Source organism: Serratia sp. 14-2641, from assembly GCF_001692375.1.
GTDB lineage: Bacteria > Pseudomonadota > Gammaproteobacteria > Enterobacterales > Enterobacteriaceae > Chania > Chania fonticola_C.
The window spans coordinates 100,351-114,721 of record NZ_LXKR01000018.1 but is presented as its reverse complement, the minus strand read 5'-3'; the positions used below and the strand labels follow the sequence as shown (position 1 = coordinate 114,721).

11 protein-coding genes are annotated in these 14,371 nt (G+C 54.8%); 2 read left to right on the top strand and 9 right to left on the bottom strand.

Translation table 11 applies throughout. The features are described from left to right. Positions 1 to 28: 28 nt before the first annotated feature. From bamA to rpsB, 9 genes are all read right to left on the bottom strand, one after another. A complete protein-coding gene (gene bamA / locus A6U95_RS08610; RefSeq protein WP_065684169.1) occupies positions 29 to 2,452 on the bottom strand; it encodes an outer membrane protein assembly factor BamA in 2,424 nt (807 codons plus the stop codon). A 35-nt stretch (positions 2,453 to 2,487) separates the two neighbouring features. After that, positions 2,488 to 3,843: a sigma E protease regulator RseP gene (gene rseP, locus A6U95_RS08605; RefSeq protein ID WP_065684168.1), complete on the bottom strand. Its 1,356-nt coding sequence runs from the start codon at positions 3,841 to 3,843 to the stop codon at positions 2,488 to 2,490. Between the two features lie 32 nt (positions 3,844 to 3,875). Next, the gene (cdsA, locus tag A6U95_RS08600; protein ID WP_065684167.1) at positions 3,876 to 4,724 is read right to left on the bottom strand and encodes a phosphatidate cytidylyltransferase; all 849 of its coding nucleotides are present in this window, start codon (positions 4,722 to 4,724) and stop codon (positions 3,876 to 3,878) included. A 9-nt stretch (positions 4,725 to 4,733) separates the two neighbouring features. Beyond that, positions 4,734 to 5,492, bottom strand: coding sequence for a (2E,6E)-farnesyl-diphosphate-specific ditrans,polycis-undecaprenyl-diphosphate synthase (gene ispU / locus A6U95_RS08595; RefSeq protein WP_065684166.1), 759 nt, complete (start codon positions 5,490 to 5,492; stop codon positions 4,734 to 4,736). A 370-nt stretch (positions 5,493 to 5,862) separates the two neighbouring features. Then, positions 5,863 to 7,059 (bottom strand): 1-deoxy-D-xylulose-5-phosphate reductoisomerase, encoded by a 1,197-nt coding sequence (gene ispC / locus A6U95_RS08590; RefSeq protein WP_065684165.1) that lies wholly within the window; start codon positions 7,057 to 7,059, stop codon positions 5,863 to 5,865. Between the two features lie 158 nt (positions 7,060 to 7,217). Then, positions 7,218 to 7,775 carry a ribosome recycling factor gene (gene frr, locus A6U95_RS08585; RefSeq protein ID WP_024484316.1) on the bottom strand — a complete coding sequence of 186 codons (558 nt, stop codon included), beginning with the start codon at positions 7,773 to 7,775 and terminating at the stop codon, positions 7,218 to 7,220. A 126-nt stretch (positions 7,776 to 7,901) separates the two neighbouring features. Next, positions 7,902 to 8,627, bottom strand: a complete 726-nt coding sequence (gene pyrH, locus A6U95_RS08580; RefSeq protein WP_021179910.1) for a UMP kinase — start codon at positions 8,625 to 8,627, stop codon at positions 7,902 to 7,904. Between the two features lie 134 nt (positions 8,628 to 8,761). Beyond that, entirely contained in the window at positions 8,762 to 9,616 is an 855-nt protein-coding gene (gene tsf, locus A6U95_RS08575; protein WP_021179909.1) for a translation elongation factor Ts, read from the bottom strand. Between the two features lie 117 nt (positions 9,617 to 9,733). Then, a complete protein-coding gene (rpsB, locus tag A6U95_RS08570; RefSeq protein ID WP_021179908.1) occupies positions 9,734 to 10,459 on the bottom strand; it encodes a 30S ribosomal protein S2 in 726 nt (241 codons plus the stop codon). A 360-nt stretch (positions 10,460 to 10,819) separates the two neighbouring features. On the opposite strand from rpsB, the gene map reads away from it, so the two are divergent. Both map and glnD read left to right on the top strand, forming a co-directional pair. Then, positions 10,820 to 11,614, top strand: coding sequence for a type I methionyl aminopeptidase (gene map, locus A6U95_RS08565; protein ID WP_021179907.1), 795 nt, complete (start codon positions 10,820 to 10,822; stop codon positions 11,612 to 11,614). A 60-nt stretch (positions 11,615 to 11,674) separates the two neighbouring features. Then, entirely contained in the window at positions 11,675 to 14,338 is a 2,664-nt protein-coding gene (glnD, locus tag A6U95_RS08560) for a bifunctional uridylyltransferase/uridylyl-removing protein GlnD (protein ID WP_065684164.1), read from the top strand. Positions 14,339 to 14,371 lie beyond the last annotated feature (33 nt).

The window sequence follows — 14,371 nt, the reverse complement described above, 5'->3', positions numbered from 1 at the left end:
CCGCTATGCCCACAGGTGAAACCGGTTATTACCAGGTTTTACCGATGTTAAACTGGAACTGCTCCGACCTGTCGCCGTCGTATTTCTTGATCGGATCCGCATAGGAGAAGACCAACGGCCCCAGTGGAGACATCCACTGCAGCGCAAGACCGGCAGACACGCGAATGTTGCTCGCCTTGCTGTAGTCTGGTACCCCGTACATCAGCGTCTGATCGGTGTTTTCCCAGTGGGTATCCCACACGGTACCGGCATCGACAAACAGTGAAGTACGCACCGAGTTGGCGTATTTCTCGCTCAGGAACGGCGTAGGCGTGATCAACTCCATGCTTGCCACGGCCATGGCGTTACCGCCCACCGCATCGTTCGAGCTACAAATCGGCTGAGCGGTGCTGGTGCCTGGCGCGTACTGGCACGAATACGAGTTGGAGTTGTAGTACACGGCTTTTGGACCAATGGTGTTGGACTGGAAGCCACGTACGGTACTTGAACCACCCGCATAGAAGTTTTCATAGAACGGCATTTCTTTACCGCCCAACCCATCGGCATAGCCCAGACGGCCACGACCCAGCAACACCCAGGTCTTGTCATCGTTAAGCGGCATATACTGCGCGGTGTCCAACGTCATCTTGTAGTATGAGTTGTCGGAGCCCGGCACGGTCACCTTGGTGTTGAACGTAGTGCGGTTACCCTGGGTAGGGAAGTAGCCACGGTCCAGATTATTATAGGTCCAGCCCAGGTTCAGCGTGAAGTCGTCGGCTGTAAAGCTGGCGCGATCCTTAAAGTCAGGATAATCACCCATCGAGTTCAGATAGCGCCACATGGCGATCTGCGGCTGCATTTCTGACAAGGAGTTATGGACGTAACCCAGGCCAGCACGCAGCGAGTTGTTCTCGTTGATTGGGAAGCCCAGCGTGCCGTCAATACCATAACTGCTGTTGGTATAGTCGGACAGATCGGCATTATTCGCTTTAAAGTCGTTATAGAAGATACGGCCGCCCAGACTCACACCGTCAACGGTGAAGTACGGGTTGGTCACCGACAGCTCGGTATAGGTCTGGTAGTCGTTCTTGGTGCCGCTGATGCCAACAGAGTAGCCCGTACCCAGCCAGTTATCCTGCTGGACACCCGCCTGGAAGCTGACGCCACTTTCGGTACCGTAACCTACGCCAAAGTTCAGCGTCCCGGTGTTACGTTCTTTCACCTTATAGGTGATATCAACCTGATCGGGGGAACCCGGTACACGCTGGGTTTCAACATCGACCGTCTCGAAATAACCCAGACGATTCAGACGCTCTTTACCCTGCTCGACCTGATCGTTACCCAGCCACGCCCCTTCCATCTGGCGCATTTCGCGGCGCAGAACGGAATCTTTACTGGTGTCGTTGCCTTCGAACTTGATGCGGCGCACATAGAAACGGTTACCCGCGTCAATGTTGATGTTCAGCTTCACGGTTTTATCCGCGTCGTTGATTTCAGGTTGAGTCTGTACGCGAGGATAGGCGTAACCATAACGGCCAAACATCTTCTTGATGTTATCTTCCATTTTGGTCACTTTGGTGCCGTTAAACAGCTCACCCGGCTCAATCTTGGTCAACTGAGCCACTTCTGCCGAATGACCGGCAAGGTTGCCATTTACCACCACGCCAGAAAGCTTGTACTGATCGCCCTCGGTGATGTTAACGGTGATATAGATGCCTTTTTTATCTGGCGTCAGGCTGACCTGCGTCGAATCAATATTGAAACGGGCATAGCCGCGATCCAGATAGAAGCTGCGCAGGCTCTCAAGGTCCCCCGCCAACTTTTGTTTCTGGTATTTGCGATCGGCCACTACGTTCCACCACGGAACATCATCACGCAACTGGAAGTGTGCGATCAGCTCATCGTTGGTGAAGGCATGGTTGCCGACAATGTTGATTTGTTGAATCTTGGCGGAAACCCCTTCCGTGAACACCAGTTTCAGGTCAACACGGTTACGCGGCAACGGCGTGACAACGGCTTTCACCGAGGCACTGTATTTACCGACGCTGTAGTAGAAGTCTTCCAACCCTTTTTCAATGCTGGATAAGGTGGTGCGGTCGAGTGCTTCACCAACCCGGACGCCAGAGGCTTCCAGGTTTTGCTTGAGCATGTCATCTTTCACCGATTTGTTACCGGAGAAAGTGATGCTGGCAATGGTAGGGCGTTCCTTAACCTGAACAATCAGCGTATCACCATCGCGCAGTACGCGAACGTCCTCGAAGTTGCCAGTGGCAAACAAGGCACGGATGGTATTACCGATATCATCATCAGAGACGGTATCGCCTACGCGAACCGGCATGTTGAGTAACGCCGCACCGACGGCGACTCGTTGCAGGCCTTCGAAATGAATATCCTTCACTACGAACCCGTCTGCACCGTATACGGTGGCGCTGCCAAACAGCAGCGACGCTATGAGCAACTTTTTCATCGCCATCGTTGTTATGCGTTCTTCCTAACCTGTCCCCGCCCCTAAAGACGAGAAAAATCATTGAAAAGTGCAAGACCCATCAGCAGTACCAACAAGATCGAACCAATGCGGTAGCTGTAGTCCTGTACTCGCTCAGAAACTGGCCCCCCCTTCAGCTTTTCTATCGCCAGGAAGAGGAGATGCCCACCATCTAATACCGGTAATGGGAAGAGGTTGATGATCCCTAAGTTGACGCTAATCAACGCTAGAAACATCATATAATACACAAAACCCACCTCTGCTGATGCCCCTGCTCCCTGTGCAATGGAAATCGGGCCACTCAGGTTGTTCAGCTTCACATCACCGGTAATTAATTTACCTATCATGCTGACCGTAAGATGCATCAGCTGCCAGGTTTTGTCCCCCGCCTGATACAGCGCAGAGAACGGCCCATATTGACGGATGGTCTTGTACTCATCCGGCAGAGGGATAACTTTAGGTATAATCCCGGCAAACCCCACCGCTTTGTCTTTTCCCACCGGCTTTGTATCTGGTATCAGCGTTAAAGACAAGGGGGCGCCGTTTCTTTCTATCTCTAAAACCAGCGGAAGCCCTGGAGCATTGTGGATACGTTTAACCAACGTAACCCAACGGCCAAGTGGCTGACCATCGACTTTAACGATCCTGTCCCCCGCTTGTAAACCTGCCTTTTGCGCAGCCGACCCGGCCTGCACTTCTGCCAGCACGGATTCAATCTGCGGGCCACGCGGGATCATGCCTAGAGAACGCACGGGATCTTCTTTGTCCGGCTCAAAGCTCCAGTGGCGCAAATCCAGGGTCTTGCTCAGCTTTTGTGAAGAACCAAACGGAGCAATTTCTACCTCGGTTTGCGCATCACCGATTTTGGTCACCAACGCCAGACGAACAGATTCCCAATCAGGCGTTTCGATACCGTCAACGGACTTAAGTTCCATTCCCGGAGAAATTTCAGCATGAGCGGCAATGGATTGCGGAGTAATTTCACCGATGACCGGGCGGTAACTCGGCACGCCGATGATAAAGACGATCCAATAGGCAAGAATGGCAAACAGGAAATTGGCAATGGGGCCCGCGCTGACAATCGCCGCGCGCTGCCAGACGGTTTTATTGTTGAACGCCTCATGACGCAGCTCGGGAGCTACCGTTTCGACGCGCTCATCGAGCATTTTGACGTAGCCGCCAAGGGGGATCATGGCGACGACAAATTCGGTGCCCTGGCGATCGGTGCGGCGCCATAGCGCACGGCCAAAGCCGATAGAGAAACGCTCGACACGGACGCCACAGCGGCGGGCCACCCAAAAGTGCCCGAACTCATGCACGGTGATCAATATACCCAGAGCGATAATAAACGCGACCAAGTTCCAGAGTACGCTGACCATAGAATCCCTTTACTCCCCCCGCCGATGACGGATTAAAACACTAACAGCATCAAGCAGGCAAATACCGGTACCGCTGCGGTCAGGCTATCGATACGATCCAGAATGCCACCGTGCCCCGGGATCAGATGACCACTGTCCTTGATACCGGCTTCACGCTTGAACATGCTTTCCGTCAGATCGCCCAACACCGAAGCCAGGGCAGCAATCACCGAACAGACCAATAGGGTCATAGGCACCACGTTCAGCGGCGCATAGCGGCCAAACAGCCACGAAATCACGGCAGACGTCACCAGCCCGCCGACCAGCCCTTCCCAGGTTTTGCCCGGGGAGACCTTCGGTGCCAGCTTGTGTTTGCCAAACAGCTTGCCGAACATGTAGGCGCCGGAATCTGCGCCCCAGACCAACAGCATAACGTACAGCAACCACCAGGCACCGGTAAAATGATTCTCTTCATAGCCGAATTGACGCAGTGCCAGCATGCCCCAGAAAAACGGCACGATGGTCAACAGGCCAAAGACCAGCCGTAAGGTGCGCGAATTACGCCACAGCGCAGCCGAGCCTGGATAGAACAGCACCAGCAGCAGGGCCGCCAGCCACCATCCCAGCGACAACCACAGCGGGCCAGCGATCTGCAATTGGTGAACAGACTGATGGTAGGCAGGCACGCTGAGCATCATCAGCGCCAATAGGAAACCGCATAATATCGCCAGCCAGATACGTTGTGGGCGGGCAGCAAAGCCAGCCAGCTGCCCCCATTCCCAAGCGGCTAACATGCACACAGCGAGTGTTACCAGGGCAAAACCCATCGGCGGCAGCAAGAACAACGCTGCGATAACAATCGGAATTAAAATCAGAGCCGTTATGATGCGAGACTTCAGCAAAAGTTCCCCCTAGGACGCATTGGCGTCGATAGGTGTTGTTCCTCCGAAGCGACGCTCGCGTTGTGCAAATGCATTCAGCGCACCTTCAAAGACAAGTTCATCAAAATCTGGCCAGAGTACATCAGTAAAGTAAAGCTCGGCGTAAGCAATTTGCCACAACAAAAAGTTACTGATGCGATGTTCGCCGCCCGTACGGATCACCAGATCCACCGGAGACAAATCGCTCATGCAGACGCGCTCGCCCAGTAACTCCTCGCTGATCTGGTTCACGCACAGCGTACCCTGCTGCACTTGCTCAGCCAGATCCTTCACTCCCTGAATAATATCCCAACGGCCACCGTAATTGGCGGCTACGTTAAGCGTCAGGCCATCGTTATTTTCTGTCAGCTGCTCCGAGCGGCGGATACGCTCTTGCAAACGTGCGCTGAACCGGCTGACATCGCCGATCACACGCAACCTGACATTATGTTTATGCAGGCTTTTTACTTCGCTGTCCAGTGCGCGGACAAAAAGCTCCATCAACGCGGAGACTTCCTGCGCCGGGCGGTTCCAGTTTTCGCTGCTGAAGGCATAAAGCGTGAGTGCATCTAAATGGTGACTGGCGGCAAAACTGACCGCACGGCGTACCGATTTCACCCCTGCTTTATGACCGAAGACACGTAACTTGCCCTGGCGTTTAGCCCAACGCCCATTGCCGTCCATAATGATCGCGACATGACGTGGCCCATGAGCAGAAAGATTAGCTTCTTGTTGGTTTGCGGACGACATAACTCGTACTTATTTCCTCGGTAGAAACGCCTTGCCATGCCGGAATATCGGACCTTACGCGCAAAAAAAGCCGTGTGCCTGACACAGCTTTTCAGTCTGCCTGCCTGGTGCCCACAAGGAGCGCCCGGCAAAGATTGGCGTAAGTTTTCCCCGTCTTCTGGCTTGGCACTGCCCTATTGGCCGCGCTTGTCAGGTAAAAAGGGCTGCCAATCCGGCCATTATTCAACGGTATAACCGGTGATTATGGCGCAGACTATAACACCTCCGCGAAGCCTGAACAAACGGCCACACGGCGGCCTGGCGAGTTTACCAGCAAATTCAGACAATGTAGCAGAGCCGAATTTGCCCGCGGTATAACCCGCTCAAGTGATTAACCCCGCAGGTTACGAACCAAACCGCCAGCCACCTCACGCGCCTGGCGATCGATCTCCAGCACCATCTCAATGCTGGTGGGCTCAGGCAGCGCCATACATTCAACAACCTTTTGGTTCACGGCTGAAATATCAGTGAAACGAATTTGTTGCTGCAAAAATGCCGCTACGGCAATCTCATTGGCCGCGTTGAGTGCGGTGGTCGCCGCCTGGCCTGCATCGAAGGCTTCGATTGCCAAATACAGGCAAGGATAGCGCTCAGGTTCCGGCTCAGAGAAGGTCAGCGCCCCGATACGGCAGAAATCGAGCGCTGCCACCCCGGAGTGGACCCTCTGCGGATAAGCCATGGCATGAGCGATAGGCGTGCGCATATCCGGCGTGCCCAGTTGGGCCAGCACGCTACCATCGGCATAGCGCACCATGGAGTGGATCACCGACTGCGGGTGGAGGATCACTTCCATCTGCTCTGCCGAGGCGTTGAACAGCCAGCGAGCTTCGATATACTCCAGCCCCTTGTTCATCATGGTGGCGGAATCTACCGAGATTTTGCGCCCCATCGACCAGTTGGGATGCGCACAGGCCTGATCCGGCGTCATGGTGGCGAACTGTTCCATCGGCGTAGTACGGAACGGGCCACCGGAACCGGTCAGCACGATGCGCGAAACGCCGTGGGCTTCCAGCGAGCTATAACCCAGTTGGCGTTGGATGCTTTCTGGCAGGCTCTGGAAGATAGCGTTGTGCTCGCTGTCCAGCGGCAGCAGCTGGGCCTGGCTCTTTTGCACCGCGTCCATAAACAGGCGGCCACAGGTGACCAGCGACTCTTTGTTCGCCAGCAGCACCTGCTTACCGGCACGGATCGCGGCCAGGGTGGGCAACAGCCCAGCGGCCCCGACAATGGCTGCCGTCACCTGGTCTACGTCGTCTAATGCGGCTAGCTCGCAGGCTGCCTTTTCACCTGCCAGCACTTCGGTTTTCACACCGTTTTCTGCCAGCACGGCGCGTAACTCATTGGCGGACTGCTCATCGGCCATTGCCGCATAGCTCGGGCGGAACTCTATGCACTGCTGCGCCATGACCGCCACATTACGGCCAGCTACCAGTGCCTTGATCGCGAAAAGGTCGGGATTTTCCCTGACCACGGCCAGGGTGCTGGTGCCCACGGAACCGGTGGAACCCAGAATTGTCAGTTGCTTCATGAGATCGCTCTGAATCTACTGCGTGATGAGATCGGAGGTACACCACAGTGTAACTTGCATCACGGCTGGTTTACGCTCTGTGCGTACGATAAAACGAGATCTACACCACAAAAAATAAAGCGCCGCCAAGGCGACGCTCTATTTCAAGGCGATGGAGATTAGAAATCCATCAGTTCTTTTTCTTTATCGGCCAATGCCGCATCAAGCAGTTTGATGTAGGCATCGGTCATTTTCTGGATGTCGTCTTGTGAACGGCGATCTTCATCTTCGCTGATTTCTTTGTCTTTCAGCAGTGCCTTCACTTTATCGTTGGCATCGCGGCGCACGTTACGCACGGCCACACGGCCCTGCTCGGCTTCGCCACGTACAACCTTGATCAGATCCTTACGGCGCTCTTCCGTCAGCGGAGGAAGCGGAACGCGGATCACGGTGCCAGCCGAGCTTGGGTTCAGGCCCAGATCGGAAGACATAATGGCTTTTTCTACCGCCGACCCCAGAGAACGGTCAAACAGGTTGATCGCCAGCGTACGGGAATCTTCTACCGTGACGTTGGCCAGTTGGCGCAGCGGCGTTGCTGCACCGTAGTATTCCACCATGATGCCGTCCAGGATGCTTGGAGAAGCACGGCCAGTACGGATCTTGCTGATTTGGTTTTTGAATGCTTCGACGCTTTTTTCCATGCGTGAATCAGCATCTTTTCTGATTTCATTAATCACGTTGCGAACCCTTGGAAGCTGGTTACTTGGCAGGCTGTACTGAAAAGTATAGCCCGTGAATTTTACTTATCAGAAGCACACAACGCCTGGCGTTACCCGCTCCTGGGAAATTTGGCCAAACAGCCGTTATTTGGTGATCAGAGTACCTTCGTTCTCACCCATCACCACGCGACGCAGTGCGCCCGGCTTGTTCATGTTGAATACGCGGATCGGCAAGCCATGGTCGCGAGCCAGCGTAAACGCCGCCAGATCCATCACTTTTAACTCACGCTCCAACACGTCCTGGTAGGTGATCTGTTCGTACAGCGTTGCGTCCGGGTTTTTCACCGGGTCAGCGGAGTATACACCATCCACTTTAGTCGCTTTCAATACCACATCGGCTTCAATTTCGATGCCGCGCAGGCAGGCCGCAGAATCCGTGGTAAAGAACGGGTTACCCGTACCGGCGGAGAAAATCACCACGCGGTTGTTACGCAGCAGGCTGATCGCCTCTGCCCAGCTGTAGTTGTCACATACGCCATTCAACGGAATGGCAGACATCAGGCGGGCGTTCACATAGGCACGGTGCAGTGCATCACGCATAGCCAGGCCGTTCATCACGGTAGCCAGCATTCCCATGTGGTCGCCCACTACGCGGTTCATGCCGGCTTGTGCCAGACCTGCACCACGGAAAAGATTGCCACCGCCAATAACTACACCGACCTGGATGCCCAGCTCGACCAGCTCTTTTACTTCCTGAGCCATGCGATCCAAAACGCTAGCGTCGATCCCAAAGCCTTCTGCACCTTGCAGGGCTTCACCACTCAGTTTGAGCAGGATACGCTGATAAACGGGTTTTGCATTGGTTGCCATGGTGTTCTGTCCTAAGAAGCAGTAGTTATAGTATTGGGGTTTTCAACCGATTAGCCTGGGCACGCGGGGCCCACCATCGGCATTTCTCTGGCTGGATAAAATGGAGCCGCCTCGCGGCGGCTCCATTAACAGCATTAAGACTGTTTGCTCATTGCTGCAACTTCAGCAGCAAAGTCAGCTTCAACTTTCTCAATGCCTTCACCCACTTCAAAGCGGATGAAATTGGTCACGTCAGTGTTGTGCTCTTTCAGCACCTGAGCAACGCTCTTGCTTGGTTCGATCACGAAAGGCTGACCGGTCAGAGAGACTTCGCCGGTGAATTTCTTCATGCGGCCTTCAACCATCTTCTCTGCGATTTCTTTCGGCTTGCCAGACTGCATGGCGATGTCCAACTGAACTTGGTACTCTTTCTCTACCACTTCAGCAGACACATCTTCAGGCTTGACGAATTCAGGCTTGCTAGCGGCAACGTGCATTGCCAGCTGCTTAACCAGCTCTTCATCCGCGCCTTTGGTAGCGGCAACCAGAACACCGATGCGAGCACCGTGCAGGTAGCTACCCAACACGTCGCCTTCCAGGGCAGCAATACGGCGAATGTTGATGTTCTCACCGATTTTTGCCACCAGCGCAACGCGCTCTTCTTCGAACTGCGCTTTCAGCACGTCAACGTCAGTGATTTTGCCAGCAAAAGCCGCATCCAACACTTTGTCAGCGAAAGCCTGGAAACCGCCGTCTTTAGCAACGAAGTCGGTCTGGCAGTTAACTTCCACGATCATGCCGAAGTTGCCTTCGATCTTGGTTTTGATCACGCCGTCAGCAGCTACGTTGCCTGCTTTTTTCGCCGCTTTGATCGCGCCAGATTTACGCATGTTTTCGATTGCCAGCTCGATGTCGCCGTTAGATTCGATCAGCGCTTTTTTGCAATCCATCATACCTGCGCTGGTACGCTCACGCAGTTCTTTTACCAGGGCAGCGGTAATATCAGCCATTTCTTTTTCCTCGGTTATCTCGCTCGGAGATAGTTCTCATTCAGATAAGCAAAGGGGGCCCTTAAAGGCCCCCCTAACCAACATATTCAATACCTGGTTAATAAGGGCTTGACCTTATTATTCAGCTTCTACGAAGCTTTCTTCCGCCTGAACGGCCAGATCTTGAGAACGACCTTCACGGATGGCGGCAGAAACGGCGGTCAGGTACAATTTGATTGCACGGATTGCGTCGTCGTTACCAGGGATGATGAAGTCAACGCCGTCTGGATCGGAGTTGGTATCAACGATAGAGAATACCGGGATACCCAGGTTGTTGGCTTCTTTGATCGCGATGTGTTCGTGATCGGCATCGATAACAAACAGAGCGTCTGGCAGACCACCCATGTCCTTGATACCACCCAGGGAGTTTTCCAGCTTGGCCAGTTCACGAGTGCGCATCAGCGCTTCTTTCTTGGTCAGCTTGTCGAAGGTGCCGTCTTGGGACTGGATTTCCAGATCTTTCAAACGTTTGATTGACTGACGAACGGTTTTCCAGTTAGTCAGCATGCCGCCCAACCAGCGATGGTTCACGAAGAACTGATCGCAGCCGTTAGCATATTCTTTTACCGCTTCGCTTGCTGCGCGCTTGGTACCAACGAACAGGATCTTACCTTTACGGGAAGAGATCTTGGTCAGTTCAGCCAAAGCCAGGTTGGCCATTGGTACGGTTTTTTCCAGGTTGATGATGTGAACCTTGTTACGTGCGCCGAAGATGAAAGGCTTCATTTTCGGGTTCCAGTAACGGGTCTGGTGACCAAAGTGTACACCAGCCTGGAGCATGTCGCGCATGGAAACAGTTGCCATGATTAAAACCTCTATTAGAGTTGATTGGGGTTATGCCTCCACGTATCCCATAACGCCGACCCGGACAATGACGTGAGTCATCTCAAGGCACCCCGGCGGATGTGTCGATACGTGTGTGTTATTTACACAATGTGAGTGCAGTTAAAACTACTTCGGTCATTTCCTCACTGGCACTCAAGGCCGAATGCGGATCTGCCGGCGCGCTTTATACCATAAACCCGCCCCAGACACCAACTTTTGTTGCAGTTGGCCTGGCCCTTCACAAATGAAATTTGGCAGCCTCAAGCCGGGCTGATACCATAACTCAATGCCTTATCTTTCTACCTTGTCGACCATAACGACACCTGCGGACTAACTTTCATGGCAATTTCAATTAAAACACCTGATGACATTCAAAAGATGCGCGTTGCGGGCCGCCTGGCCGCAGAAGTGCTGGAAATCATCGAGCCCCACGTTAAACCCGGCGTCACCACCGGCGAGCTGGACAGGATCTGCCACGAGCATATCACCAATGAACAGCAAGCGATCTCGGCCTGCCTGGGTTACCACGGCTTCCCAAAATCGGTCTGTATCTCGGTGAACGAAGTGGTGTGCCACGGTATCCCAAGTGACGACAAGGTGCTGAAAGACGGTGATATCGTCAATATCGACGTAACCGTGATCAAAGACGGCTTCCACGGCGACACCTCCAAGATGTTCATCGTCGGTAAACCGACCATTCTGGGCGAGCGCCTGTGCCGCATCACCCAGGAAAGCCTGTATCTGGCCTTGAAGATGGTCAAACCGGGTATCCGCCTGCGCACTCTGGGTAAAGCCATCCAGCAGTTTGTTGAAGCAGAGAAGTTCTCCGTAGTGCGCGAATATTGCGGCCACGGTATCGGCGAAGGTTTCCACGAAGAGCCTCAGGTACTGCATTACGATGCCGATGACGGCGGCGTGGTGCTGCAGGCCGGTATGGCCTTCACCATTGAACCCATGGTCAATGCCGGTGATTACCGCATCCGCACCATGAAAGACGGCTGGACGGTGAAAACCAAAGATCGCAGCTTGTCGGCACAGTATGAGCATACTATTGTGGTGACTGATAACGGCTGCGAGATAATGACGTTGCGCAAGGATGACACCATCCCCAACATCATTACGCACGAGATGTAAGAACCACAGGGTTCTTGTGACAAGCCGGCCTATGCCGGCTTTTTTTATGGGCGGCGAAACATGTCTGAAAATTATCGTGAGCTAGAGACCCCGGCCGTACCCAATAAGCCGGATGCTCCCAGCACCTATGGCGATGAAGAGATCAATTGCCTGGTCCTCAAACAGCGGCTTGAGCAGTTTCAGCAGTGGCTGGCAGCGGCCTTCAATGCCGGCGCCAGTGCCGAAAGCCTGGTGGCGGCGCGCAGCAAGTTTATCGATCGGCTATTGCGGCGGCTGTGGCTGTTTTACGGCTTTGACACTATTCCCGAAACGGCGCTGCTGGCCGTCGGCGGCTATGGCCGTGGTGAACTGCACCCGCTGTCTGATATCGACGTGCTGGTGCTCAGCCAAACTCGCCTGAACGATGAACAGGCCGCTCGCGTCGGTGAATTCATTACCCTGCTGTGGGATCTCAAGCTGGAAGTCGGCCACAGCGTGCGCACGCTGGAAGAGTGCCTGCTGGAAGGCTTGGCGGACCTGACCGTTGCCACCAACCTGATCGAATCCCGCATGATCTGTGGCGATGTCGCCCTGTTCCTGCAATTGCAGAAGCATATTTTCAGCGATGGCTTCTGGCCTTCGCCCAAATTCTTTGACGCCAAACTGATCGAGCAGCAACAACGCCACCAGCGCTATCACGGCACCAGCTACAACCTGGAGCCGGATATCAAGAGCAGCCCCGGTGGCCTGCGTGATATCCATACGCTGATGTGGGTGGCCCGCCGCCATTTCGGCGCAACCTCGCTCGATGAGATGGTCGGTTTTGGCTTCCTGACCCAGGCCGAACGCAACGAATTGAACGAATGCCAAAGCTTCCTGTGGCGTATTCGTTTTGCCCTGCACCTGGCGCTGCCGCGTTATGACAACCGCCTGCTGTTCGATCGCCAGCTCAGCGTAGCCCAGTTGTTGCGCTACGAGGGGGAAGGCAATGAGCCGGTAGAGCGCATGATGAAGGATTTCTATCGCATGACGCGCCGCGTCGGCGAGCTGAACCACATGCTGCTACAGCTGTTCGATGAAGCGATCCTGGCATTGGACACCACGGAGAAACCCCGCCCGCTGAACGATGATTTTCAACTGCGTGGCGATCTGATCGATTTGCGCGACGAAACGCTGTTTATCCGCCAGCCCGAAGCCATCATGCGTATGTTCTACCTGATGGTACGTAATCGCGAAATCAAAGGCATCTACTCCACTACCGTGCGCCAGTTGCGCCATGCGCGCCGCCACCTGAAACAGCCGCTGTGCAACATTCCCGAGGCCAGGGAGCTGTTTATGGCCATTCTGCGGCACCCTGGCGCGGTCTCACGGGCGTTGGTGCCAATGCATCGCCACAGCGTGCTGTGGGCCTATATGCCGCAATGGGGCAGCATCGTCGGCCAGATGCAGTTCGACCTGTTCCATGCTTATACCGTCGATGAACATACCGTGCGCGTGCTGCAAAAGCTGGAAAGCTTCTCCGATGAGGAAACTCGCCCACGCCATCCGCTGTGCGTGGAGCTTTATCCTCGCCTGCCTCACCCAGAATTGCTGTTGCTGGCAGCGCTGTTCCACGATATCGCCAAAGGGCGCGGGGGCGATCACTCCATTTTAGGCGCCCAAGACGCCTTGGAGTTTGCTGCATTGCATGGCTTGAACTCACGCGAAGCACAGCTGGTTGCCTGGCTGGTACGCTGCCACCTGCTGATGTCGGTGACCGCACAACGGCGTGATATTCAGGACCCGACCGTGATCCAGCAGTTCAGCAGCGAAGTGCAAAGCGAAACCCGGCTACGCTACCTGGTTTGCCTGACGGTCGCCGATATCTGTGCCACCAACGAGACCTTGTGGAACAGTTGGAAACAGAGCCTGTTGCGCGAGCTGTACTTCGCCACCGAGAAGCAACTGCGCCGTGGCATGCAGAACAGCCCGGATCTGCGTGAGCGGGTGCGCCACCATCGTTTACAGGCGCTGGCCCTGTTGCGCATGGACAATATCGATGAAGAGGCGTTGCACCATATCTGGAGCCGCTGCCGCGCCGACTATTTCCTGCGCCACTCACCGAATCAACTCGCCTGGCACGCCCGCCACCTGCTGGCCCATGACTCAACCAAGCCACTGGTGCTGGTCAGCCACCAGGCCACGCGTGGCGGCACCGAGATCTTTATCTGGAGCCCGGATCGCCCTTACCTGTTTGCCGCCGTTGCCGGTGAGCTGGATCGGCGTAATCTCAGCGTGCATGACGCCCAGATCTTCACCAACCGCGACGGCATGGCCATGGACACCTTTATCGTGCTGGAGCCGGATGGCAGCCCGCTGGCCCAGGATCGTCATGCCGCGATCCGCCATGCGTTGGAACAAGCTATCACCCAGCGAGATTATCAACCGCCGCGCGCGCGACGTCCGTCGTCCAAGCTACGCCATTTCAGCGTACCGACCGAGGTCAGCTTCCTGCCAACCCACACCGATCGCCGCAGCTATCTGGAACTGATCGCCCTCGATCAGCCCGGCCTGCTAGCGCGTGTGGGTGAAGTTTTCGCCGATCTGGGCCTGTCGCTGCATGGTGCACGTATCTCCACCATCGGCGAACGGGTCGAGGATTTGTTTATTTTGGCCGATGCCGATCGCCGGGCGCTGGATCCGCAAACACGCAGAAAATTAGAACAACGGTTGACAGAGGCACTCAATCCAACCGATAAAATGTGATAAAAGTAACCTTTCGTAAATAAAATCAGGACA